Source organism: Streptomyces sp. NPDC091281, from assembly GCF_044757425.1.
Lineage (GTDB): Bacteria > Actinomycetota > Actinomycetes > Streptomycetales > Streptomycetaceae > Streptomyces.
This window is the reverse complement of the sequence record NZ_JBIVUY010000004.1, coordinates 234761-261059: the sequence shown is the minus strand read 5'-3', so window position 1 is coordinate 261059 and position 26299 is coordinate 234761. Positions and strand designations below refer to the sequence as shown.

Below are 26299 nucleotides of genomic sequence, written 5' to 3'. Positions count from 1 at the left end.
CGGCAAACCCCTCTACCGTGTGAGGCGTGAGCAGCAGCGGCCTCATCTACGCAGTCATCGTCGGGGCCTGGGCCGCCTACTTGGTGCCGATGTGGCTCCGTAGGCAGGACGAGCTGAACGAGGCCCGTCCGACGGAACGCTTCAGCACCGCCATCCGGCTGCTGTCCGGACGGGCGGGCATGGAGCGCCGGTACGCCAAGGACCTGCGGGCGCGCTCCACCGACGAGGAGGAGCCCGACGCCGACGTGCCGGGCACCGCCACCGACTCGGTGGACGTCCGGGCCTTCGCCATGCCCCCGACCCGCCCCCAGGCCAGGGCCACGGTCCCGGAACCCGGCCAGGCCCGGCCCGAACCGGCCCGCGACCACGGGCGCGAGCCGTCCGGCACGTCCGGCGTCCCCGGGCGGGAGCAGTCCGGCATCCCGGCGCGCGAACAGCCCGCCCGGTCCCCGCGCGGTCATCTGGCGGAGCCCGCCCAGGAGTCGGCCCCGGCGCACCCCCGCGTCCCCGACGCCCGGCGCACCCCGTCCGAGGCACCGGGCGCGGCCCCGCACGAGCCGTCCGGCTCCACGCCGTCCCCGTCGCCCTCACCGGCGGTCGCCGCCGCGCAGGCCCAGGCGGCCGCGGCGCGCGCCCAGCGCACGAAGGTCCTCGCGCGCCGACGCCGTACCACCGTGGTCCTCTTCCTCGCCTTCACCCTCGGCGCAGTCGTCGCGGCCGTCGGCGGGCTCGCCTTCCTGTGGGCGCCCGGCGTGCCCGCGGTCCTGCTCAGCACGTACATCGCGTACCTGCGGTCCCAGGAGCGGCGCCGGTTCGCCTACCAGATGGACCGCCGACGGGCCGAGGTCGCCGCGCAGCGGCTGCGTGAGCGGCAGCCGAGGCGCCGGGCCGCCGCCCAGGCCGCCACCCCGCCCGGCGCCGGGGCCCCGGCCGCCGACGCGGGCGCAGAGGAGCCCCACGACGGCCCCGAGGCCACCGACACCGACCCCGGACTGCTCGCGCTGGCCGCGGACCGCCGCGCCCTCGTCGAGCAGACCGACCACGCCGAGTGGGTCGACCAGCAGCGCGAACGGCAGCGCAGGCCCGGCCACGGCGACAGCTGGGACCCGGTACCGGTGCCGCTGCCCACCTACGTCACCGCGCCGGTCGCGCCGCGCGCCACCGCCGGGGTCGACCTCGGCGCCCCCGACACCTGGAGCTCGGCCCGCTCCAGCTCCGTCACCCCCGAGCACGAGGCGGCCGAGCCGGCCACCGGACGCGGTGCCGACACCACCGCGTCCGCCGGGTCCGCCGCGGCGGACGGCGACCCGGACGACGCCGCCCGCGCGGACGGCGGCGACGAGCGCGGCGACGCCCGCCGCGCCGCGTCCGCCCGCCGCGCGCGGGGGCGCGCCCGCACCCCCCTGTTCGACCAGTACGACCAGTACGGCGACGGCGAGCGGCCCCGCGCCGCCAACGAATGACCCCGGACTCCGGGCCTCGCGGAACGGATTTTTGAGCACCCCGATCGGGGTGCTAGAGTTTCACTCGTTGCAAGGGCCTGTGGCGCAGTCTGGTAGCGCACCTCGTTCGCATCGAGGGGGTCTGGGGTTCAAATCCCCACAGGTCCACCAGCGACAGTTTCTGAGTGAATCTCAGGAACATGGACGAGATCCCGTCCGATCGGAAGATCGGGCGGGATCTTTGTCGTTTCCGGGGGAATTCTGGGGCTCCACGGGGCCATGTCGGCCGTCGTCGGTCGCTTCCGTCCGGGCAGGGCGGAGCCCCCGCCGGGAGGGGTGCGGCGGGGGCTCCGGGTGCGGGGGTGGGTCAGCCGTGTTGTGGGGGGCGGGTCGGCCAGCGGGTGGTTTCGCCGAAGAAGCCGTCGATGGGGACGGCCTCGCCGGAGGCGCGGGCCTCGCGGTAGACGTGCAGGCCGACCGCGAGGTCGAGGACGCCGAGGCCGAACGGGGAGAAGACGACCGGCTTGTCGGTGCCCGTGGTGACCTCGCCGCGGATGTGCTGGGCGAGGGTGCCGGTGACGAAGGCGCGGTTGCCGTACTTCTGCTCCGCCAGGTGTGGTGAGGTGTTCGCCTTCAGGCAGTGGTCGACGTCGTCGAGGATGTTGTACGCGTCGTGGATCAGCTCCGGGCCGATGTCGCGCAGCGAGATGTTCAGCACGACCTGGCCGGGGGCGAAGGCGCCCGCGTCCAGGACGTACGGTTCGGCCGCCGTCGTCGCGAAGACCACGATGTCGGCCTTGAGCAGGGCGACTTCGAGGCTCGCGGTGGTCGACGTGCGGTAGCCGAGCCGGTCGGCGGCGTGCGCGGCGAGGGCCTCGCCGTACTCGGGGATCGTGTCGTGGACGGTGACGCCGCCGAACTGCCAGCCCTGCGCGGCGAAGAACTCCAGGATGTTGCGGGCGATGATGCCGCCGCCGATCACCGACAGGTGCCCCGCGGTGCGCGAGCCGGACAGCTGCTCGGCGGCCAGGACCGCCGAGGCGGCCGTACGGGCGGCGCTGATCTGCGAGGCCTCCAGCAGGGCGAACGGGTAGCCGGTGGCGTAGTCGTTGAGGAGCAGGGCGGCGCTGGCCCGCGGGATGCCGTCCGCGATGTTCTGCGGGAACGAGCCGATCCACTTGATGCCGGCGACGTCGTGCTCCCCGCCGAGGTAGGCGGGCAGCGCGATGATGCGGGCGTCGGGCTTGTCGGGGAAGCGCAGGAAGTAGCTGTCGGGGTTGACCGACTGGCCGGCGTCGTGGGCGAGGTAGGTGGAGCGGACCTCGCGCACGATCTCGGGGCGGGTGCGGGCGATGACCTCGCGGGCGGTGGTGCCGCCGACCACGCTGAACTCGAACACGGGGGACCCTTCCGTCGGGGTGGGGGTGGTGGTCATCGGCCGGCCGCCGCGTGCTGCGGGCCGCCGGTGGCGACCGGGTCGCCGTGGCCCTCGGGGGAGGCGGGGCGGGCCTTGCGCAGGAACTTCGGGGCGGCCCAGTTGGCCTTGCCGAGCAGCAGCATCACCGAGGGCAGCAGGACCGCGCGGACCAGGGTGGCGTCCAGCAGGACGGCGACCGCGAGACCGACGCCGAGCTGCTTGAAGTCCTGCATCTCCAGGGTGCCGAAGACCGCGAAGACGGCGACCATGATCAGACCGGCGCTGGTGACGACGCCCGCCGTGGAGCGGATGCCGTGCGCGATGGAGTCACGGGTGGACTCGCCGCGGTCGTAGGCCTCGCGGATGCGGGAGACCACGAAGACGTGGTAGTCCATCGACAGGCCGAACAGGACCACGAAGACGAACAGCGGCATCCACGACTCGACCGCGCCGATGCCCTCGGTGCCGACGACCGCCGCGCCCCAGCCGTGCTGGAAGACGGCCGTCATCACGCCGTACGCGGCGCCCACGGAGAGCAGGTTGAGCAGGATCGAGGTGAGGGCGATGACGGGGGAGCGGAAGGAGAACAGCATCAGCAGGAAGGTCACGCCGAGGACGAAGGCGAAGACCGGCAGGATGCTCTTCTTCAGCTGGTCGTTGTAGTCGACGGAGAAGGCGAGGTCGCCGCGGACCAGCGCGGTGGTGCCCTCGACCTTGCCGAAGGTGTCCGGGATCAGGTCCTCGCGCAGGGTGGTGAGGGCCTTCTTGGAGGTGGCGTCGGAGCCGTTGCCCGCGAGGGGGACGCCGAGTTCGGCGATGTTCTCCTTGGCGTGCACGGTGACGTCGATGGACTTGCCGGTCTGCCCGGAGGCGACGGCCTGGGCGCGGAAGTCGGCGATGGCCTGCTTCATCGGCGCGGAGTCGATGTCGTCGGCCTTCACGATGACGCTGGCGGGCGCGGGCGAGCCGGGGAAGTCGCGCTCGATGTCCTGGGAGACCTGGACGATCGGGTTCTCCGGGGGGAGCAGCTTGTCGGTGCCGAGCTTCTCCGTCTTCATGCCGAGCGCGGGGGCCGCGAGGGCGAGGAGGAAGGCGGTGGCGAGGACGGCGAGGACGCCGGGGCGGGCGAGGACGGCGCGCAGCACCAGGCTGTTGCGGCGCGGGGTGCCCGCCTCGACGCGGCGGGCGCGGCGGCGGCCGAGGAACGGGATGCGGCCCGCGCCGATCCTGTCGCCGAGCATGGCCATGAGGGCGGGCAGCACGGTCATCGAGCCGAGGACGGCGATGACGACGACCTCGATGGTGGCGATGGCGAAGCCCTCGAAGACGGTCAGGCCGGACAGGAACATGCCGGCCATGGCGACGCAGACCGTGATGCCGGAGATCAGCACCGAGTGGCCGGAGGTCGCGGCGGCGATCTGGAGGGCGGTGGCGTTGTCGCGGCCCGCCTCGCGCTCCTCGCGCTGGCGGCGCAGGTAGAAGAGGCAGTAGTCGACGCCGACGGCCAGCCCCATCAGGAACATCATGGAGTTGGTCATGCCGTCGACGGGCACGACGTGGCTGGTCAGGGCGAGCAGGCCGAGGGCGCCGACGCAGGCGGTCACGGCGAGGGCGATGGGCAGCAGGGCGGCGACCAGCGCGCCGAACACGGCGAGCAGGATGCCCAGGGAGACGGGCAGCGCGGTGTACTCGGCGCGCACGAAGTCCTCGCCGAGGCTGTCGTTGATGGCCTTCAGGCCGGTGGCGGCGCCGTACTGACCGAGCGTCACGTCCGGGTGGGCGTCGTCGGTCTTCCCGACGGCGTCGATGACGGGCTGGACGCGGTCGGCGGCGGTGTCCGGGTCGCCCTTGACGTCGTACTGGATGAGCACGGCGTGGCGGTCGGACGAGACGAGGCCGGTGGTGTCGGGGGTCAGGACGCGGGTGACCAGGCCGGTGCCCTCGACGGCGGCCTTGGTGTCGGTGATCGCCTTGGTGAACGCGGGCTGGTCGGCGGTGAGTTCGTCACTGTGGAGGTAGATCAGCTCACCGGCGGGCTCGGTCAGGCCGGCGTCCTGGAGGATGCGCTCGGCGCGGCCCGAGTCGCCGGTTCCGTAGTCGGCCTCGGTGAGGTTGACCTGGCCCGCGGAGCTGCCCAGCGTCATCACCAGAACGACCAGGACGAGCCAGCCGAACACCGCGGTCTTCCGGTGTTCGGCACTCCACCTGCCGAGTGCGGCTGCGAGGTTCCGTTTGGCTGCCATTCGCTTCTTCTCTCCTGCGGCATGGGGGGTGCGGGTTTCCGAGAAAAAGCTTGGCGCGCGGCGGAGGCTCTGCGTAGTTCTCCTTGAGGCAGCATGCTGCGGCTGCATGGTGCTGCCATGACATAGCGGACAATACGGGCACCTGGCCGGTATTTATCCTGCTACCTTCCAGCCTCGGAAATCGAATGAACGCACTCGGAACACATACCCGGAACACACACCTGGAAAGATCCACAGAGGGCGGGGAGGGGCATGGAATTCGCCATTCAGGCCGAAGGGCTGAAAAAGAGATTCGGTGATCACGAGGTACTGGCCGGTGTCGACCTGTGCGTACCGCCGGGCACGGTCCTCGGACTGCTCGGACCGAACGGCGCCGGGAAGACCACCACCGTGCGCACCCTGGCCACCCTCCTCACGCCGGACGGCGGCCGGGCGACGGTGGCCGGCCACGACGTGGTGCGCAGCCCGAAGGAGGTGCGCCGCCGGATCGGCCTGGCCGGTCAGTACGCGGCCGTCGACGAACTCCTCACCGGCCGCGAGAACCTCGTCCTCATCGGCCGTCTGATGGGGCTCGGGCGGCGCGGCGCGCGGGAGCGGGCGGCGGAACTCCTCGACGGGTTCGGCCTGGAGCACGCCGCCGACCGGCCCTCGAAGACGTACTCCGGCGGGATGCGGCGGCGGCTGGACCTGGCCGCCTGCCTGGTCGCCTCCCCGGAGGTGCTGTTCCTCGACGAGCCGACCACCGGGCTGGACCCGGCGAGCCGGATCACGCTGTGGCAGCAGGTCCGCGAGCAGGTCGCCCGCGGGGTCACCGTGCTGCTGACCACGCAGTACCTGGAGGAGGCGGACTACCTCGCCGACCGGATCACCGTGTTCGGCTCCGGCCGGGTGATCGCCGAGGGGACCGCCGACGAACTCAAGCGCAAGGTCGGCGAGGAACGCCTGGAGGTCGGCGTCGTGGGCGCCGACGACCTCGGCGCGGCGGCCGCGGCCCTCGGCCGGGCGGTGTCCGAGGCGCCCGTCGTGGACCGCGAGACCCGCACGGTCGCGGTGCGGCTCGCCGACGGCATCGGCGGGGTGGCCCGCGCCGCCGCCGAACTGGAGCGCTCGGGCGTCGCGGTGACCGACTTCGCCGTGCGGCGGCCCTCGCTCGACGAGGTGTTCCTCCAGCTGACCGGGGCGAGTGCCCGTACGGACCGAGCCGAGGAGAGCGGCGATGAGTGAGGTCCTGTCCCTGACGGGACGCCAGATGACGCATCTGCGGCGCACGCCGGAGAAGATCATCTCGGTGTCGCTGACCCCGGTGGCGATGGTGGTGATCCTCGGTTACCTCTTCGCCAGCGTCATCAGCGTCGAGGGCGGCGCCTACCACGACTACGTCATGGCGGGCGTCTTCGCCCAGGTGGGCCTCGCGTGCGTCGGCGCCACCGCGCTCGGTGTCGCCTCCGACCTGCGCACCGGGCTCACCGACCGGTTCCGCTCGCTGCCCATCTCGCGGACCTCGGTGCTCTTCGCGTACACGGTGGCCGACCTGGTGACCGCCGTCGCCGCGATGGGCGCGGTCGCCGGGGTCGGGCTGCTCGTCGGCTGGCGCATCCACGGCACCGTCTGGGAGGCCCTCGCGGGCTTCGCGCTGATCCTCGCCTTCACCTACGCGATGCTCTGGCTCGGCGTCCTCATCGGCCTCTCCATGCGCAACATGGAGGCCATCAACGGCGTCACCGCGCTCGCGCTGGTGCTCTTCTCGTTCCTGTCCAACTCCTTCATGCCGCTGCGGGGCCTGCCCGGCGGGCTGCGCGCGGTCGCCGAGTGGAACCCGGTCAGTTCGGTCGCCGAGGCCTGCCGGGTGCTGTGGGGCAACGCGCCCGCCTCCGAGGGCGCCAGCCTCCCGGTGCGCCACCCGGAGCTGGCGTCGGTCCTCACCCTCGGCGTCCTGCTCGCGGTCGTCGTCCCGCTGGCCCTGCGGTCCTTCCGCTCGGCCGCGGCGCGCTGAGGGGTGGGTGTCGTGGCCCCCGGCCCGCGCGGACCCGCCCCGGCCGCGACACCCGCTCCGGCCGCCCGGCCGGGGCGCCGCGCGTGTGGCGCGATCCAGGGGGGCCGGGATTCCGCCGTACGGCTGGAGTCCGCCGTACGGCGGCCGGGTGCCGGGGGTCGCGTGTCCCGTGCCTCCCGCGCCGGGCGGGGGGCCGGCCCGGCTCCGGCGTCCCCGGCGCGGACCGTGCCGTCCGGGGGTGCCGCGCCCGTCGCCGGATGCCCGGATCTCGCCGTCGGCGCGGAGCGGCGGCGGGTACGGCGACGGGGTCCCGTACGGCTGTGTGATCACGTACGGCTGTGTCACGCCGTACGGACGTGTGGTGCCGTACGGCCGTCTGCTCCCGTACCGCCTTGTCGTGTCCTGCGGAGGTCAGCTGGGGCCGCTCTCCGCGGTGGCGCCGCGGAGCCAGCCGCGTTCACCGGCGAGGACGCCCGCCTGGAAGCGGCTGCGGGCGCCGAGCTGGCTCATCAGCTCGGCGGTGATCCGGCGCGAGGTGCGGACCGAGACCCCTATCTTCCTGGCCACCACGTCGTCGGTGTAGCCCTGCGCCAGCAGGCTGAGGATCGCGCGGGCCTGGCTCGACAGGCCGGTGCGGCTGTCGGTGATCGGCTCCTGGCCGTACGGCGTCGCGGCTTCCCAGACGTGCTCGAACAGCGAGCACAGCGCCGAGACCAGGCCCTTTCCGCGCAGCAGCAGCGCCCCGGACGCCGTGTTCTCCGGGTCGGAGGGCACCATGGCCACCCGCCGGTCGAAGATGATCAGCCGCAGCGGCAGGGTGGCCACCGTGCGCACCCGCCCGCCCAGGTCGGTCAGCCAGTCGAAGTGGGTCGTCATGTCCGGGTCGCTCAGCGAGCCCTGGAGATAGATGCTCCGCATGTGGACGCCGCGTTCCAGCAGGTTCTCGTCCAGCGGCCGGACCGCGCGCCGCGAGTCCGCCGGGTGCCTGCTCAGCGGGATGAACGCGCTCAGCTCCTCCGTGCACTCCTGCGACAGCTCCTCCAGCCGGGCCCGGATCATGTCGAGCCCGGTGATCCGCTCGACCTCCAGGCCCCGCTGGTTGCGGACCGCGTTGTGGTAGCTGTCGATGATCTCGGTGACGGCCTGGCGGCTGTTGGCGATCGCCTGCTGGCGCTCGGCGAGCCGCACCTCCTCCTGGGTGAGCAGGGCGGTCAGCCGCAGCTCGGGGTTGACCACCAGGAGTGCGCCCGGGGAGTCCCCCGAGGGGCGGACCAGGGCGAGGCGGGCCAGCTCGTCGAGGGCGTGGCGGACCCGCTCCACGGCCCAGTCCAGGTGCGACGCGAGCCCTGGGACGTCGAGGTGAGGCTCGGCGATCATGGCGCGATACAGACTTTCCGGATCTGATGCAAGCCCGAGAATCCGCAACACTCTTCGCCCCCTGTGTACGTCTTTGGACCACGTACCCGGTCTCCCGCTCTCCCGGTCCCCCCGGGCTAGGTAGATCGTCAGTGACAGCCTGGGGCTGTCCAACCGGAATGAGACACGTGTGGCGCGATTGCACCCGAAGTTGACCGATTGTCGGCCAGGTTGCGCGAGCCCGCGGGCGGGCCGCGCGCGCCCGTGGCGGGACCGCGTGAGCGTGCTATGTACATGATTAATGTCCGGCTGGCGCGGGGCGTACGGCCCCTCGACGACCGTGAGCTGCGGCGCTCGGTCCGCGCGGTGGCCGGCGAGCGGGACGGCCTCCAGCACGTGTACGCCGAGGTCGGCGCCGAGGGCGCGGAGCTGGTGCTGTTCGTGACCGCCACCTCGCAGGCCGCGGCGCACGCCGCCGCCCGGCGGGTGGTCTCCCGGTCGCTGCGGGGGGAGTCGCTGCGCGGCTGGGCGATCCACGAGGCCGTCTGCGACGAGCGGGACGAGCGGGTGGACTGACGGTCGGTCCGGTCGCGGCGGGCGGGCGGGGTGAGTGGGTCGGGCGGGGTGAGGGGGGCTCCGTCCCGGCGCCGTCCCGCGGTCCGCTGGAGCTGGGGGAGCTGGGGGAGCCGCCGGATCTGCGGGGCGCCGGACCTGCGGGGCGTCGGGCGGCCGGGGTGTCGGACCTGCGGGGCGTCGGGCGGCCGGGGTGTCCGCGGTTCGCGGAATGTTGAACTCCCTTTTCTTCGCCCTTCCCGCGCCCGTCGGGGGAATGGGCAATTCCCTTTTTCGGGCGTCTTCCCGCGTCCCCGGAAAAGAATCTGGCATGACGTTGTCACGGCAGGACCCTGACACTCGAAAGCCTTAACCCGGGGGTGACGGGTTGTAAGAATCATCGCACCGGACGAGATGCCCCGGACTTTCCGTCAGAGAAATCCGAGCGGGCTCCTCCTTGGAATTCCCGACAAGTTGAAACGAGGAATTAGCTATGCGGTCGATGCTCAGAATTGCGGCCTGCACCGCCTTCGTCGTCTCCGCCCTCACGTTCGGCTCCGGCGCGGCCTCCGCGCAGCCGCTCGCCAAGGGAACGGCCGCCAAGGGCCCGGCCGCCGCGGGCGCGGTGCCGGCCGTCACCGGCGCCGTGACCGGCGCCTTCGCCGACCTGCTCGGCGGCCTGCCGAAGATGTTCCGCGAACCCGAGTGGTCCTGAGCGGGGTAGACGGGGGAGGTCGGGCACGGTGCCCATCATCGGTACCCCGCAGGAGTTCCACGAGGAGGATCTCTTCGTAGACCTGCGGCAGTTGTACGGATGGCCGCTCTATCTGAAGTGCGAGGCCTTCAACTTCGCCGGTTCGGTGAAGCTCAAGGCCGCCGCCTCCATGATCGACGCGGCCGAGCGAAGCGGCGCGCTGGGACCGGACTCCGTACTCGTGGAGTCCTCGTCGGGCAACCTGGGCCTGGCCCTCAGCATGATCGCCGCCGCCAAGGGATATCGCTTCATCTGCGTCGTCGACGCCCGCACGAACCTCACCACCCGGCAGGCCATCGAGTCGCTCGGCGGAGAGGTGCACGTGATCACCGAGGCCACCGGCTCCGGCGGTTTCCTGGGCGCCCGGCTGGACCACGTACGCTCCCTCTGCTCCGAGGACGAGCGCGTGCTCTGGCTCAACCAGCACGCCAACGCCAACAACTGGATGGCGCACTACCGCACCACCGCGCCCGCCATCGAGAAGCAGTTCCCCGCGCTGGACCTGCTGTTCGTGGGCGCCGGCACCACCGGCACGCTGATGGGCTGCGCCCGGTACTTCAAGGACCGCCCCGGCTCGCGGGTGAAGGTCGTGGGCGTCGACAGCGTCGGCTCGGTCACCTTCGGCGGACCCGCCGGGAACCGCATGATCCCCGGCCTCGGCGCCGGGGTGCGGCCCGCCCTCTTCGACGAGTCGTACGTCGACGACATGGTCCTGGTCCCGGAGATCGACACCATCCGCACCTGTCACCAACTGGCCCGCAGCGGCTTCCTGTTCGGCGGCTCCACCGGCACGGTCGTCAACGGCGCGGTGCGCTGGCTGGCCGAGCACCGGCCCGGGGAGGACGTCACCGCGGTGGCCATCTCGCCCGACCTCGGTGATCGCTACCTGGACACGATCTACCAGAGCAACTGGGTCCAGGACATCTACGGCCTCGACGAGTTCGGCCTCGGGACCGGGCCGACCCCCGCCACTTCTGGAGTGAATCAACGATGAGCGAGTCGTTCAGCCACGAACTGCCGCTCTCGCTCGCGCAGCGGGAGATGTGGTACGCCCAGCAACTCGACCCCGGCAACCCGGTCTTCACCATGGCCGACCACCTCGACCTGCACGGGCCGCTGGACCCGGCCGCGTTCGCCGCGGCCTGGCACCGGCTGCTCGCCGAGACCGAGGCCATGCGCGCCGGGTTCACCGAGCGCGACGGCGAGGCCGTCCAGACGGTGCGGGCGTTCACCTGGGAGGTCCGCGAGGGCGGCCTGTACGGCGCGGACCCCGCCGACCCGGCCGGGCCGCTCGCCGCGCCCGGAGTGGCGGTGCGCGACCTGCGCGGCGCGGACGACCCGGACGCGCTGTCCCGGCGGCTGATGGACGAGGACCTGGCGCTGCCGTCCTCCCTCGGCGACGGCGCCGTGCGCTGGCAGCTGCACCGGCTCGCCGACGAGCACCACCGCTTCTACGTCTCCGCCAACCACATCCTCCTCGACGGCTTCAGCCGCACCCCGTTCTACCGCCGGTTCGCCGAGCTGTACGCGGCGGGGGAGGGCGACGGCACGGCCGGAGCGGGGGCGCGGGGCACGGGCACCGGTCTGTCCGAAGGCACCGGTCCGTCCGAGGGCGCCGGGACCGACGCGGCCCCCGCCGCCGCTGCCATCCCCGCGGCCCCCGTCGCCGTCCCCGGCACTCCGCTGCCCGCCCTGCGCGTCCTGGTCGACGACGAGCGGGCCTATCTCGACTCCGCGCGGCACGAGCGGGACGCCCGGTTCTGGGCCGGCCGGTTCGCGGAGACCCCCGAGCCGACCCGGCTCTCCCCGCGCCGCCCCGCCCGGACCCGTCACACGCTGCGGTGGAATTCCCCCGTTCCCGCGGCGACGGTCACCCGGCTGGAGCGCGCCGCCTGGGAGAGCCGGGTCACCCTCCCGGCCGCCCTGGTCGGGGCCACCGCCTCCTATCTGGCCCAGGTCACCGGCGGCAGCGCCGTCCTGCTGACGCTGCCGGTGCCCGCCCGCTCCACGGCCGCCGCCCGCACGGTGCCCGGCATGCGCGCCAACTTCCTGCCGCTGCCGCTGGCGGTGCCGCCCGCGCTGACCCGCGGCGCCCTCCTGGAGGGCACCGCCGCCGCCCTGCGCACCACGCTGCGCCACCAGGGCTACCGGGGCGACCGGCTGCGCCGCGAACTCGGCCTGTCCGGTGAGGCGGAGCTGTCGTTCGGGCCGACCGTGAACGTCCTGGAGTCGGGCGCCGACCTCGTCCTCGGCGCCTGCACGGGCCGGCTGCACAACCTGTCCACCGGCCCGGTCCCCGGCCTCCAGGTGATCTACCTGGACGCCCCGGACGGGCGCTGGACGCTCCGCCTGGACGCCAATCCGGGCCTGTTCACCGAGGCCGAACTCGCCGCGCACGGCGAGCGGTTGCTCGGACACCTGGAGGGCTTCGCGGCCGCCCCGGCCGACCTGCCGCTGGGCCGCCTCGACGTCACCCTGCCCGCCGAGCGGCGGCTCGTCCTGGAGGACTGGAACGCCACCGCCCGCACCGGCGGCTTCACCGACGTCGTCGCACGGGTGCGGGAGTTGGCCGCCGCCGATCCGGGCGCGGTCGCCGTGGACGACGGCACCGTACGGCTGACGTACGCCGAACTCCGCGCCCGCGCCGACGAGGTGGCCGGCCGGCTGGCGGGGGCGGGGGTGTCCACCGGGTCGCTGGTGGCGCTGGCCGCCGATCCGGGCGCCCAGTTCGTCGCCGCCGTGCTCGGCGTCCTCGCGACGGGGGCCGCCTGGATTCCGCTCGACGTGCACGCGCCCGTCGCCCGCGGCGCCGCCCTCCTCGCCGACAGCGGCGCCGACGCCCTGCTGTTCAGCCCCGCCCGCGAGGGCTACGCCCACCAGCTGCTGGCGGCCGGCGAGCACTGGCCGACCATCGTCGAGCTGCGCGAACAGCCCCTGCCCGCCGAGGAGTCGGCGCCGCCGGTGGCCCCGGCGCCGGGCAGCGGCGACGACCTGGCGTACGTCATCTTCACCTCCGGCTCCACCGGCCGCCCCAAGGGCGCGATGGTGCACCGCGACGGCATGGTCAACCACCTCCTCGCCAAGGTCGAGGACCTCGGGCTGACCCCCGCCGACGTCCTGGTGCACAACGCGCCCGTCACCTTCGACATCTCGGTCTGGCAGATGCTGGCCGCGCTCGTCGCGGGCGGCCGGACCCGGGTCGTGCCGCGCGCCCTCGCCGCCGACCCGCAGGGCCTGTTCGCGCTGGTCGACACCGACGGCGTCACCGTCCTGGAGGTCGTGCCGTCGCTGCTGCGCGCCGCCCTCGACGACTGGGACAGCGGCGCCGCCCGGCCCGCGCTCACCCCGCTGCGCCACCTCGTCGTGACCGGCGAGGCGCTCCCCGCCGACCTGTGCCGCCGCTGGTTCGCCCACTTCCCGGACATCCCCCTCGTCAACGCCTACGGGCCCACCGAGGCCTCCGACGACGTCACCCACGCCTTCATCCGCTCCGCCGCCGACCTCGGCGACGTGCACACCCCCATCGGCTCCGCCATCCGCAACACCCGGCTGTACGTCCTCGGCGACGGTCTGCGCCCGGTGCCCGTGGGCGCCCCCGGCGAGCTGTACGTCGGCGGGGTCGGCGTCGGCCGCGGCTACCTGGACGACCCGCGCCGCACCTCGGCCGTGTTCGTCGCGGACCCCTTCGCCCCGGCGCCCGGCGCCCGCATGTACCGCACAGGCGACCGGGTCCGGCACCGCGCCGACGGGCGGCTGGAGTTCCTGGAGCGCGTCGACCACCAGGTCAAGATCCGCGGCCACCGCATCGAACTCGGTGAGGTGGAGGCCGCGTTGCGGCAGGTCACCGGCGTCACCGACGCGGCCGTCGACGTCGCCGTGGACAGCGCGGGCCACACCCGGCTCGCCGCGTTCGTCACCGGGGACGTCGAGGTGGCCGAGGTGAAGGCCGAACTCGCCGCCACCCTGCCCGACTACATGGTCCCGGCCGCGTTCGTGGTCCTGGACCGGCTGCCGCTCACCCCGAACGGCAAGGTCGACCGCAAGGCGCTGCCCGCCCCCGACCTCACCGCCGACCGCGCGGGGCGCGCGCCGCGCACCCCGCAGGAGCAGGTGCTGTGCGCGGTGTTCGCGGAGGTCCTCGGCGTCGAACAGGTCGGCCTGGACGACGACTTCTTCGCCTTCGGCGGCCACTCGCTGCTCGCCACGCGTGTGATCAGCCGTATCCGGGTGCTGCTCGGCGCCGAACTGCCCGTGCGCACCCTGTTCGAGGCGCCGACCGTGGCCGCGCTCGTCGGGCACCTCGCCGGGGCGGGGGCCGCCCGGCCCGCCGTCACCGTCCGCGAGCGGCCCGCCGAACTGCCGCTGTCCTTCGCCCAGCGGCGGCTGTGGTTCCTGCACCGGCTCGACCCGGCGGCGGCCGTCGGCTACCACCTGCCGCGCGCCGTCCGGCTGACCGGGCCGCTCGACGCGGCGGCGCTCGCCGCCGCCCTCGGGGACGTCGTGGACCGCCACGAGTCGCTGCGGACGGTGTTCCCGGAGCGCGACGGCCGGGCCGTCCAGGTCGTCCTGCCCCCGCAGAACAGGCCGTTCGACCTGCCCGTCACGGACGTCCCGCGCAGCGGTGACGGAGGCGGCGACGCCGCAGGCGCACCGGGTGACGACGCCCCCCTGGATGCCCCCCTCGACGACCTTCTCGCCGACCGCGCCGTCCGCCCCTTCGACCTCGCCGCCGAACTCCCGCTGCGCGCCGAGCTGTTCCGCCTTGCGGAGGGTGAGCACGTCCTGCTCGTCGTGCTGCACCACATCGCGGGCGACGGCTGGTCGGTGCTGCCGCTGGCCGAGGACCTGCGCACCGCCTACACCGCCCGCGCCGAGGGCCGCGCCCCCGACTGGGCGCCGCTGGAGATCCAGTACGCCGACTACACGCTGTGGCAGCGCGAGCTGCTCGGCGACGGCCCCGAAGGCGCCGGGAGCACCGCCGACGCCATCGCTCCCGCTTCCCCCGCCGCCCGCCAGCTCGCCTACTGGACCGGACAACTGGCCGGGATACCGGACGAGTTGGAGCTGCCCGCCGACTTCCCGCGCCCGGCGCTGCCCGGTCACCGCGGCGGCCGGGTGGAGTTCCGGATGGAGCGGGAGCTGCACGAGGCCGTCACCGCGCTCGCCCGTGCCACCGGGGCCAGCGTCTTCATGGTGCTCCAGGCCGCCCTCGCCGCGCTGCTGCGCAAGCTCGGCGCGGGCACCGACATCCCGCTCGGCACCCCGGTCGCGGGCCGCACCGACGCGGCCCTGGAGGGGCAGGTCGGCTTCTTCGTGAACACGCTGGTGCTGCGCACCGACGTCTCCGGCGACCCCACCTTCCGCGATCTGATCGCCCGCGCCCGCACCACCGACCTGGCCGCGTACGCCCACCAGGACGTGCCGTTCGAGTGGCTGGTGGACGCGCTCAACCCGGAGCGCTCACTGGCCCGGCAGCCGCTGTTCCAGGTGCTGCTGGCGCTCCAGAACAACGCCCCCGCGGACCTGGCGCTGCCCGGCACCGTCGCGGAGACCCGCGCGCTCCCCACCGGCACCGCCCGCTTCGACCTGGCCTTCGACCTCACCGAGGAGCAGGACGGGCGGGGCCGCCCGGAAGGGATCGGCGGCCTGCTGGAGTACAGCGCCGACCTGTTCACGCACGCCACGGCCGTGTCGGTCGCGGAGCGGCTGGTGGGCTTCCTGCGCGCGCTCACCGAGCGGCCGGACACCGCGCTCAGCGGCTTCGACGTGCTGCTGCCCGCCGAGCGGGAGCGGCTCACCGAGTGGAACGGCGCGGCCGTCGCCCGGCCCGAACCGACCACCGTGCCCCGCCTGTTCGCGGCCCGCGCCGCGACCGACCCGCACCGCCCGGCGCTGGCGCTGCCCGACGGCACCACCGTGTCGTACGGCGACCTCGCCGACCGCGTGCACCGGCTGGCGCACCTCCTCGTCGAGCGGGGGGTGGGGCGCGGGCAGGTGGTGGCGCTGATGGCCGACCGCTCCGCGCACACCGTCACCGCGATCCTGGCCGTCCTCGCCGCCGGGGCCGCGTACCTGCCCGTCGACCCCGCCTACCCCGACGACCGCATCGCGTACGTCCTCGGTGACGCGGCCCCGGCCGCGGTGCTCACCACGGCCGCCGTCGCCCACCGCGTCCCGGCGGACGCCCCCGCGCCGCTGGTCCTGGACGACGGCGCCGTCCTCGCCGACCTGGCCGGGCGGCCCGCCCGCGCCCCCGGCGCCGGACCGGCGGCCGGCGACCCGGCGTACGTCATCTACACCTCCGGTTCCACCGGCCGCCCCAAGGGCGTCGTCGTCGGGCACGCCTCCGCGACGGCGCTGACCGCGCAGGCCGGGCGGTTCGGGGTGCGGGAGGGCGGCCGGGTCCTGCAGTTCGCGGCGCTCAGCTTCGACGCGGCGGCCTGGGAGGTCCTCACCACCCTCGTCACCGGCGCCGTCCTGGTCCTCGCCACGGAGGAGCAGCGCGCGCCCGGCGACCCGCTGGCCGCGTTCCTGTCGGAGGCGGACGTCGACGTGGTCTGCCTGCCGCCCGCCGTGCTGGCGGCCTGGCCGGAGGACCGCCCGGTGCCGTCCGGCACCACCGTCATCACCGCCGGGGAGGCCTGCCCGCCCGCGGTGGTGGAGAAGTGGGCCGCCAACACGGTCCTGCTCAACGCCTACGGCCCCACCGAGACGACCGTCTGCGCCACCGTCAGCACCCCCCTCGTCCCCGGCGGGCGCCCGCCCATCGGCACCCCGCTCGCCGGGACGGTCGTGCACGTCCTCGACGACGACCTGCGGCCCGTCCCGCCGGGCGTCACCGGCGAGTTGTACGTCGGCGGCGCGAGCCTCGCCCTCGGCTACCTCGGCCGCCCCGACCTGACCGCCCAGCGGTTCGTCACCGACCCCGCCGGTCCGGCCGGCGCCCGCATGTACCGCACCGGCGACCTGGTGCGGCGGCTGCCCGACGGCGCCCTCGACTACGTGGGCCGCGCCGACGACCAGGTCAAGCTGCGCGGCTTCCGTATCGAACTCACCGAGGTCGAGGGCGCGTTGCAGTCCCACCCGGAGGTCGACCGGGCCGCCGTCCTCATCCGCGAGGACCGCCCCGGCGACAAGCGGCTCGTCGCCTACGTCGTCCCCGCGACCGGCGCCGCCCCCGCCCCCGCGACCCTGCGCGCCCACGTGGCCGGGCAGTTGCCCGACTACATGGTCCCCGCCGCCGTGGTCGCCCTCGACGGTCTGCCGCTGACCACGCACGGCAAGCTCGACCGGCGCGCCCTGCCCGCCCCCGACTACACCGACGCCACCCGCGGCCGGGCCGCGGCCACCGCGCCGGAACGGGCACTTTGCGCGGTGTTCGCGACGGTGCTCGGGCTGCCCGAAGTCGGCGCCGACAGCGGGTTCTTCGACCTCGGCGGCGACTCCATCAGCTCCATCCAGCTCGTCGGCCGGGCCCGCGCCGCGGGCCTGCTGATCACCGCGCAGGACGTGTTCCTGCACCGCACGCCCGCCGCGCTCGCCCTCGTCGCCCGGCCGGTCGAGGAGCAGACGGTGCGCGGCACCGACGACGGCACCGGCACCTTCGCGCCGACCCCGATCGCGCACTGGCTGCGCGGCCTCGACGGCCCGTACGACGCGTTCCGGCAGGCCGTCGCGCTGCGCACCCCGCCCGGCACCACCCGCGCCGGGCTCGCCACCGCCCTCCAGACCGTCCTCGACCACCACGACGCGCTCCGCGCCCGGCTGCACGTCGCCGACGGCACGTGGACCCTGGAGACCCGGCCGCCCGGCACGGTCAACGCGCCGTGGCTGCTGCGCCGGGAGAACGTGGCCCGGCTGGACCCGGCGGGCCTCGCGGACGCCGTCCGCCGGGCCGCCCGCCGCGACGCCGGACGCCTCGCGCCCCGCGACGGCGCGATGCTGCGGGCCACCTGGCTCGACGCGGGCGCCGACCAGCCCGGCCGCCTCGTCCTCACCGCCCACCACCTGGTCGTCGACGGCGTCTCCTGGCGCATCCTCGTCGAGGACCTGGCCCGCGCCCACACGGCGGCCGAGGAGGGGGGCGCCTCCGCCGAGGGGGCGGCCACCGTACTGGAGCCCGTCGGCACGTCGCTCAGGCACTGGAGCGGGCTGCTCGCCGAGGAGGCCGCGCACGGGCGCCGGGACGCCGAGGCCGAGCTGTGGCGGCGGACGCTGGCCGCGCCCGACCCGCTGCTCGCCGCGCGCGCCCTCGACCCGGCGCGGGACACCCACGCCACCGCCCGCACCCTGCGCCGCACCCTCGACGCGGACACCACCCGCGCGGTCCTCACCGAGGTCACCGCCGCCTTCCACGCGGAGATCAACGACGTCCTCGTCACCGCGTACGCGCTGGCCGTCGCCGACTGGCGGGCCCGCGTCCGGGGCGGCGACGGGCCGGTGCTGATCGAGATGGAGGGGCACGGCCGCGAGGAGATCGCCGACGGCGTCGACCTCGGCCGCACGGTCGGCTGGTTCACCACCACCTGGCCGCTGCGGGTCGGTCTCGACGCCGCCGACCGGGCCGACGCCCTGGCGGGCGGACCGGCGGCGGGCCGGGCCCTCAAGCAGGTCAAGGAGCTGCTGCGGGCGGTGCCCGACCACGGCATCGGCCACGGCGTGCTGCGCCACCTGGCGGCCCTGCCCGGCCTGGACCGCGCCCCGCAGCTCGGCTTCAACTACCTGGGCCGGCTGCCCGCGCCCGCCGACGCGGACTGGGCGCCCACCGCGGAGTCCCCGCTGATCGCGGCGGGCGCCGACCCGGGGCTCGCGCTGCCGCACGTGCTCGGCCTCAACGCCGTCACCGAGGACGGGCCGGACGGGCCGCGGCTGACGGCGGTGTGGACCTGGCCGGGCGAGCTGCTCGACGAGAGCGACGCCGCCGACGTCGCCGAGGGCTGGTTCCGGGCGCTCACCGCGCTCGTCGCCCACGCCCAGGACCCCGACGCGGGCGGCCACACACCGAGCGACGTGGACCTGGTGGCGCTCAGCCAGGACGAACTGGACGCATTCGAGGACGAGATGGACGACTGGGGGGCCTCCCTGTGACACGCGCGCGATCCAACCTGAGCGACATCCTGCCGCTCACCCCGCTCCAGGAGGGCCTGCTCTTCCACGCGGTCTCCGGGCGGCGCGAACTGGACGTCTACACCGTCCAGTTGGTGCTGGACCTGGCCGGACCGCTGGACCCGGGCCGCCTGAGATCCGCGGCCGAGCGGTTCCTGGACCGCCATCCGCACCTGAGATCCGGCTTCCGCTACCGCGAGAACGGCGACCCGGTCCAGCTCGTCCCGCGCACGGCACCCCTGCCGTGGCGGGAGGACACCCTCACCGAAGACGCCGGGCGGCTGGCGGAGTTGACGGAGGCGGACCGGCTGCGGCCCTTCGACATGGCCCGGCCGCCGCTGCTGCGGTTCCGCCTGATCCGCACCGGACCCGACGCCCACCGCTTCGTCCTGACGGCCCACCAGATCCTGTTCGACGGCTGGTCGATGCCGCTCATCGTCGGCGAACTCTTCACCCTGTACGGCGACCCGGAGGCCCCGCTGCCGCCGGTCGCGCCGTACAAGACCTACCTCGCCCACCTCGCCCGCCAGGACACGGCGGGCGCGGAGGCGGCCTGGCGGGAGGCGCTGGACGGGCTCACCGAGCCCACCCTCGTCGCGCCGGGCACCACCGCCGACCCGGGCGCGGGGGAGCCGGGCGCGGCGGGGAACACCGGCGAGGGCCGGGACGGCGCGCGGGGCGGCAGCGGTGCCGTGGCCGCCGGGTCCCGGCTGCCCGAACACCACGTCCTCGAACTGCCCGCCGCCCTCACCGCCGACCTCACGGCCTGGGCGAAGGAGCGCGGCCTCACCCTCAACACGGTCGTCCAGGGCGCCTGGGCGGCCGTCCTCGGCACCCTCACCGGCCGCTCCGACGTCGTCTTCGGCGGCACCGTCTCCGGACGGCCCCCGGAGCTGCCCGGCGTCGAGTCGATGGTCGGCCTGTTCATCAACACCGTCCCGGTCCGGGTGACCCTGGACCCGTACGCGACGTTCCCCGAGATCCTCACCCGGCTCCAGGAGCGGCAGGCCGCCCTCCTGCCCCACCAGCACCTCGGCGCCACCCGCATCCAACGCACGCTCGGCCTCGGCGAGTTGTACGACACGGTGCTCGTCTTCGAGAACTACCCGCTCGACCCCGAAGCCCTGCGCGACCCCGCGCCCGGCCTCGCCGTCACCGGCCTCGCCGCCAAGGACGCCACCCACTACCCGCTCAGCCTGATGGCCGTCCCCGGCGACCGGCTGCGCCTCACGGTGTCCTACGACCCCGGCCGGTACGCCCCCGCCGAGGCGGCCCGCGTCGCCGCCCGCCTCGAAGGCGTCCTGCGCACGGCGCTCACCGCGCCCACGACGCCGTTCGGCCGGATCGGGACGCTGCTGCCCGGCGAGGACGTCCTCGACCTGCCGACCCCGCCCGCGGCGGGCGACGCCTTCACCGACGTCGTCACGCGGGTGCGTGAACTGGCGGCGGCCCGGCCCGACGCCGACGCCGTCACCGACGACGACGGACGGCTCACCTACCGCGAACTCGCCGAGCGGGCGGGCGGAGTGGCCCGCCGCCTCACCGACGCGGGCGTCGGCCCCGGCGCCCTCGTCGGCGTGCTCGCCGCGCCCGGCCGCGGCTTCGTCGCCGCCGTCCTCGGCACCCTCGCCGCGGGCGCCGCCTGGGTGCCGCTCGACGTGCACGCCCCGACGGCCCGCAGCGCGGGCCTCGTCCGCGACGCGGGCGTACGGCACCTGCTGGCCGACGCCGCCCACGAGGACGCGGCGGCCGAGGTGCTGACGGCCGCCGCCACGTCCGGGGCGGGCGTGGCGGGCGACGGCCTCCCCGGCGCGGCGACGACCGCCGCCCCCGCGATCCCCGTCACCGTCCTCGACGAACTGCCCGGCGCGCCCCTCCCCGCCGCCCCCGGCGGCCCCCTCGACCTCGCCTACGTCATCTTCACCTCCGGCTCCACCGGCCGCCCCAAGGGCGCGATGGTGCACCGCGACGGCATGGTCAACCACCTCCTCGCCAAGGTCGAGGACCTGGCCCTGGACACCGGCACCCTGCTGGTCCACAACGCGCCCGTCACCTTCGACATCTCCGTGTGGCAGATGCTCGCCGCGCTCGTCGCGGGCGGCCGGGTCCGGGTGACCGGCCGGGCCACGGCCGCCGACCCGCAGGCCCTGTTCGCCGTCACCGACGACGAGCGGGTCACCGTCCTGGAGGTCGTGCCGTCACTGCTGCGCGCCGCCCTGGACGCGTGGGACGCGGGCGCCCGCCCGCCGGCCCTCACCGCCCTGCGTCACCTCGTCGTCACCGGCGAGGCCCTCCCCGCCGACCTGTGCCGCCGCTGGCTGGCCCGCCACCCCGGCATCCCCCTCGTCAACGCCTACGGCCCCACCGAGTGCTCCGACGACGTCACCCACGCCCTCATCACCGGCCCCGCCGCCCCCGCCGCCCCCGGCGCCGTACGCGCCCCCATCGGCCGCGCCGTCCGCGAGACCGGCCTGTACGTCCTCGACGACGCGCTGCGCCCGGTACCCGCCGGGGTGCCGGGGGAGCTGTACGTCGGCGGGCGCGGCGTCGGCCGCGGCTACCTGCGCGACGCCCGCCGCACCGGAGCGGTGTTCGTCGCCGACCCGTTCGCCGGGACGCCCGGCGCCCGCATGTACCGCACCGGCGACTGGGTCGTCCGCCACGAGGACGGCTCGCTGGAGTTCCTGGAGCGCCGCGACCACCAGGTCAAGGTCCGCGGCCACCGGATCGAACTCGGTGAGATCGAGGCCGTGCTGCGCACCCTGCCCGGCGTCACCGACGCCGTCGTCACGGTCCACGGCGAGACCGGCACCGCCCGCCTCGCCGCCCACCTCGCGGGCGACGCCGAACCGGCGCGGGTGAGGAAGGAGCTGGCCGGGCTGCTGCCCGACTACATGGTGCCGTCCGTCGTCGTCGTGCTGCCCGCGCTGCCGCTCACCCCGAACGGCAAGGTCGACCGCAAGGCGCTGCCCGCCCCGCACCTCGACCCGGCCGCCGCCGGACGCGAACCGCGCACCCCGCAGGAGGCCGCGCTCTGCCGTGCCTTCGCCGACGTCCTCGGCGTCGAACGCGTCGGCGCCGACGACGACTTCTTCGACCTGGGCGGCCACTCGCTGCTCGCCACCCGCCTGATCAGCCGGGTCCGCGCGCTGCTCGGCACCGAACTGCCGATGGCGCTGGTCTTCGAGGAGCCCACCCCCGCCCGGCTCGCCGCCCGCCTCGCCGAGCGGCCCGAGCACGCCGCCGGGGGCCCGGCCCGGCCCGCGCTGACGCCCGCCGACCGGCCCGCGCGGCCCCCGCTGTCGTACGCCCAGCGGCGGATGTGGGTCCTCAACCGGCTGGAGGGCACGGCGGGCGCCTACCACCTGCCGTGGACGCTGAAGCTGACCGGGGCACTGGACCGTGAGGCGCTGCGGCAGGCCCTGAACGACGTGGTCGCCCGGCACGAGGCGCTGCGGACCGTGTTCCCCGAGGCGGACGGGGAGCCGTACCAGAAGGTGCTGGAGACGGCCGACGTACCGCTGCCGGTGAGCGAGACCGCCACCGGGCGCGAGGGCGACGGGACGGCCGGCCTGATCGCCGGGGGCGGGATGCCGGAGCCGGACGCCCCGACCGCCCGGGACGGGATGCCGGAGCTGAATGGCCCGACCTCCGGGGACGGGGTGCCCGAGCTGGGTGCCCTGATCGCCCGTCCCTTCGACCTGGCCTGCGAACTCCCGCTGCGAGCCGCGCTGTTCGTGACGGGCGAGGACGAGTACCTGCTCGCCCTCGTCCTGCACCACATCGCCGCCGACGGCTGGTCCAACGCCGTCCTCGCCCGCGACCTCGGCACCGCCTACCGCGCCCGCGCCGCCGGACACGCGCCCCGGTTCGTGCCGCTGCCCGTGCAGTACCCGGACTACGCGCTGTGGCAGCGCGGCCTGCTCGGCACGGAGGACGAGCCCGGCAGTCTCGCCCAGGAACAACTCGCCTTCTGGCGCAAGGCCCTGGACGCGCTGCCCGAGGAACTCCCGCTGCCCGCCGACCGGCCCCGGCCCGCGGTCGCCTCCTTCCGGGGCGCCACTGTGGAGTTCACCGTCCCGGCCGCCACCCACCGCCGGGCCGCCGCGCTCGCCGCCCGCGGCAACGCCAGCCTCTTCATGGTCCTCCAGGCCGCCCTCGCGACCCTCTGGGCCAAGCTCGGCGCGGGCGAGGACGTGCCGCTCGGCACCCCGGTCGCCGGACGCGTCGACGAAGCCCTCGACGACCTCGTCGGCTTCTTCGTCAACACGCTGGTGCTGCGCACCGACGTCTCCGGCGACCCCACCTTCACCGCCCTCGTCGACCGGGTCCGCGCCGCCGACCTGGCCGCCTACGCCCACCAGGACCTGCCCTTCGAGAAACTCGCCGAGACCCTGGCCCCGGGACGCTCCCTCGCCCGCCACCCCCTCTTCCAGACGTTGCTCGCCCTGCACAACAACGCCCGCCCCGACCTCGAACTCCCTGGCCTGACCGTGGAGTTCGGTGCGGCGGCGACCGGCGGGGCCCGCTTCGACCTCGCCTTCGACCTGGCCGAGGACCTGGACGGCGCGGGCGCCCCCGCCGGACTCACCGGGCGCCTGGAGTACAGCACGGACCTGTTCACCGAGGACACCGCCCGCCGCCTCGCCGACCGGTTCGCGCACCTCCTCGACACCCTCACCGCCCGCCCCGACCAGCCGATCGGCACGCTCTCCGCCCTGCTGCCCGGCGAGCGCGCCACCCTGCTCGACGACTGGAACCAGGCCCCCGCCCACCCCTGGACCACCCCGCCGCACCGCTGGTTCGAGCAGCGGGCCGCCGGCCACCCCGACCGCACCGCCCTGGTCGCCGAGGACCGGACACTCACCTACGGCGAACTCGACGCCCGCGCCGACCGCCTGGCCCGCGCCCTGCGCGCCCGCGGCGCCGGACCCGGCAGCCTCGTCGCCGTCGCCCTGCACCGCTCGGCGGACCTGGTCGTCGCCGTCCTCGCCGTCCACAAGGCGGGCGCCGCCTATCTGCCCATCGACCCCGCCTACCCGTCCGAGCGGATCGGCTACGTCGTCGAGGACGCCGGTCCCGTCCTCGCGCTCACCACGACCGACGTGGCCGCCGCCCTGCCCGCGCTGACCGCCGTACCGCGGCTGCTGCTGGACGAACCGGTGCCGGACGCACCGGAGTTCACGGCGGCGGGGACGGGCGCCGGGGCGGAGACCTCGGGCGCCGAGGCGGCGTACACGATCTACACCTCCGGCTCCACCGGCCGCCCCAAGGGCGTGGTGATCTCCTTCGCGGCGTTCGCGAACTTCCTCGCCGACCTGCGGGCCCGCCTCGGCCTCGGCGAGCGGGACCGGTTCGTCGCGGTGACCACGTTCGGCTTCGACATCGCCAACCTGGAGCTGTTCGGGCCGCTGGTCTCCGGCGCCACCCTGGTCCTCGCCGGACACGACACCGTCCGCGACCCCGAGGCGCTGGCCGCCCTCTTCGTCTCCTCCGGCGCGACCGTCGTCCAGGCCACGCCCACCCTCTGGCACGCCCTCGTCACCGAGCACCCGGACGCCCTCGCCGGACTGCACGCCCTGACCGGCGGCGAGGCCATCAGCCCCGCCCTGGCCACCCGACTGGCCGCCGCCACACGCAAGTTGACGAACCTGTACGGCCCGACGGAGACCACCATCTGGTCCACCGCCACCGAGCTGGACGGCACCGGCACCCCGGCCGTCGGCCGCCCCCTCGGCGGCAACCGCGTCTACGTCCTCGGCCCCGGCCTGGACCCGGTGCCGACCGGCGCCACCGGCGAGCTGTACATCGGCGGCGTCGGCCTGGCCCGCGGCTACCACGGGCGGCCCGCCCTCACCGCCGAACGCTTCGTCGCCGACCCCTACGCCACGACGCCCGGCGCCCGCATGTACCGCACCGGCGACCTGGTCCGCCAGCGCGCCGACGGCACCGTCGACTACCTCGGCCGCGTCGACCACCAGGTCAAGGTGCGCGGCTTCCGCATCGAACTCGGGGAGATCGAGGCGGTGCTGGCGGCGCACCCGGCCGTCGCGCAGACGGTGGTCACGGTGCGGGACGACCGGCTGACGGCGTACGTCGTACCGATCACGGCCGTACCGGGCGCGGGGGAGGAGAGCGCGCCGGGAGAGGCTGCCGCGGGCGTCGACCAGGCCGCCCTGCGGGCCCACCTCTCCCGGACGCTGCCGGACTACATGGTCCCGGCGGTCCTGGTGGAGCTGGCCGCCCTGCCGCTCACCCCGAACGGCAAGGTGGACCGGGCCAGGCTGCCCGCGCCCGCCGCACCCGAGGCGCTGCCCGGACGGGACCCCGAGGGCCCGGTCGAGGAGCTGCTGTGCCGGCTCTTCGCCGAGACCCTCGGCGCCGAACGGGCGGGCGCCGACGACGACTTCTTCGCCCGCGGCGGCGACTCCATCCGCTCCATCCGGCTGGTGGGCCGGGCCAGGGCGGCCGGAGTCCGGTTCACCCCGGCCGACGTGTTCGTGCACCGCACACCCGCCGCACTGGCCCGCGTCGCCGTCCCCGTCGGGGCGGCGGGCGAGGACCCGGACGGCACCGGCGGCACCGCGGGCACGGCCGGGTACGAGACGGCGGCCCGGGACGGGGGGACGGCCGGGGACGCCGCGTTCGCCACCGTCCTGCCGATCCGCCCGCACGGCAGCCGCCCGCCGCTGTTCTGCGTGCACGGCGGCGTCGGCCTCGGCTGGCCTTACCTCGGCCTCGCCGCCCACCTCCCGGACACCCCCGTCCACGCGTTCCAGGCCGGCGGCATCCAGGACGACACACCCCAGCCGGAATCCGTCACGGAAATGGCCGCCCACTATGTCGAAAGAATGGTGGAAATCCAGCCGGACGGCCCTTACTATATTCTCGGCTGGTCGTTCGGCGGAGTCGTCGCCCATGAAATGGCCTGCCAATTGGCGGAAGCCGGGAAAAAGGTCGCCCTGCTGGCGAACCTGGACGGATTCCCGGCGCAGGACACCGACGGGGGCGCCGCGGGGACCGGCGCCGACGGCCGGGACACCGCCGGCCCCGAGGACGACGCCCGGCTGAGTGCCGCGCTGCGCGCCCGGCTCGGCGCCGCCGGGGACACCCTGGCGGACCTCACCGAGGACCAGTACACCCGCCTGCTGCACGTCATCCGCACCCTCGACGCCCTCGCCGAACGCCACCGACCCCGCCTCCACCAGGGCGACCTGCACTTCTTCGCGGCCACCCGCGAAGAGGACCGGCGCACCGCGGGCGAGACCGCCTGGGCCGCGCACACCACGGGCCGGATCGTCCGGCACGCGGTGGACGCCGACCACGACGGCATGCTCGACGCCACCCCGGCGGCGGCCATCGCCCGCGTGCTGACCGACCTCATGGAATAGGGAAGAACCGAGAACACCGAGGAGATTCCCGCCCGGAAATCCGCAT

At 75.0% G+C, this 26299-nt stretch carries 11 protein-coding genes and 1 tRNA gene; 9 read left to right on the top strand and 3 right to left on the bottom strand.

The annotated features are described in order from the left end of the window. Positions 1 to 26: 26 nt before the first annotated feature. Complete coding sequence (gene glpR, locus ACIQPQ_RS12690; protein ID WP_401303005.1) at positions 27 to 1463, top strand: gephyrin-like molybdotransferase receptor GlpR; 1437 nt, start codon at positions 27 to 29, stop codon at positions 1461 to 1463. Positions 1464 to 1536: 73 nt separating this feature from the next. Next, positions 1537 to 1613 (top strand) — tRNA-Ala (locus tag ACIQPQ_RS12685). A 196-nt stretch (positions 1614 to 1809) separates the two neighbouring features. Here ACIQPQ_RS12685 and sbnB read toward each other — a convergent pair. Together sbnB and ACIQPQ_RS12675 are read right to left on the bottom strand one after the other, a co-directional pair. Further along, the gene (sbnB, locus tag ACIQPQ_RS12680; RefSeq protein ID WP_383773248.1) at positions 1810 to 2841 is read right to left on the bottom strand and encodes a 2,3-diaminopropionate biosynthesis protein SbnB; all 1032 of its coding nucleotides are present in this window, start codon (positions 2839 to 2841) and stop codon (positions 1810 to 1812) included. A 32-nt stretch (positions 2842 to 2873) separates the two neighbouring features. Continuing rightward, the gene (locus ACIQPQ_RS12675; RefSeq protein WP_401303004.1) at positions 2874 to 5102 is read right to left on the bottom strand and encodes an MMPL family transporter; all 2229 of its coding nucleotides are present in this window, start codon (positions 5100 to 5102) and stop codon (positions 2874 to 2876) included. 252 nt (positions 5103 to 5354) lie between these two features. On the opposite strand from ACIQPQ_RS12675, the gene ACIQPQ_RS12670 reads away from it, so the two are divergent. Further along, a complete protein-coding gene (locus tag ACIQPQ_RS12670; protein WP_383773244.1) occupies positions 5355 to 6326 on the top strand; it encodes an ATP-binding cassette domain-containing protein in 972 nt (323 codons plus the stop codon). After that, positions 6319 to 7095, top strand: coding sequence for an ABC transporter permease (locus ACIQPQ_RS12665; protein WP_401303002.1), 777 nt, complete (start codon positions 6319 to 6321; stop codon positions 7093 to 7095). Before ACIQPQ_RS12670 ends, ACIQPQ_RS12665 begins: the two co-directional genes overlap by 8 nt. Before the next feature lie 411 nt (positions 7096 to 7506). Here the strand turns inward: ACIQPQ_RS12665 and ACIQPQ_RS12660 are convergent, their stop codons facing one another. Then, positions 7507 to 8472, bottom strand: a complete 966-nt coding sequence (locus ACIQPQ_RS12660; protein ID WP_383773240.1) for a LuxR family transcriptional regulator — start codon at positions 8470 to 8472, stop codon at positions 7507 to 7509. 267 nt (positions 8473 to 8739) lie between these two features. On the opposite strand from ACIQPQ_RS12660, the gene ACIQPQ_RS12655 reads away from it, so the two are divergent. The 5 genes from ACIQPQ_RS12655 (at position 8740) to ACIQPQ_RS12635 (ending at position 26253) form a co-directional block, all read left to right on the top strand. Beyond that, on the top strand, positions 8740 to 9027 hold the full coding sequence (locus tag ACIQPQ_RS12655) for a hypothetical protein (RefSeq protein ID WP_401303000.1): 288 nt from the start codon (positions 8740 to 8742) through the stop codon (positions 9025 to 9027). 478 nt (positions 9028 to 9505) lie between these two features. Next, positions 9506 to 9718, top strand: a complete 213-nt coding sequence (locus ACIQPQ_RS12650; protein WP_401302999.1) for a hypothetical protein — start codon at positions 9506 to 9508, stop codon at positions 9716 to 9718. Between the two features lie 28 nt (positions 9719 to 9746). After that, positions 9747 to 10751, top strand: a complete 1005-nt coding sequence (sbnA, locus tag ACIQPQ_RS12645) for a 2,3-diaminopropionate biosynthesis protein SbnA (protein ID WP_401302997.1) — start codon at positions 9747 to 9749, stop codon at positions 10749 to 10751. After that, a complete protein-coding gene (locus ACIQPQ_RS12640; RefSeq protein ID WP_401302995.1) occupies positions 10748 to 18844 on the top strand; it encodes an amino acid adenylation domain-containing protein in 8097 nt (2698 codons plus the stop codon). Before sbnA ends, ACIQPQ_RS12640 begins: the two co-directional genes overlap by 4 nt. Beyond that, entirely contained in the window at positions 18841 to 26253 is a 7413-nt protein-coding gene (locus ACIQPQ_RS12635; protein ID WP_401302993.1) for an amino acid adenylation domain-containing protein, read from the top strand. Before ACIQPQ_RS12640 ends, ACIQPQ_RS12635 begins: the two co-directional genes overlap by 4 nt. Positions 26254 to 26299 lie beyond the last annotated feature (46 nt).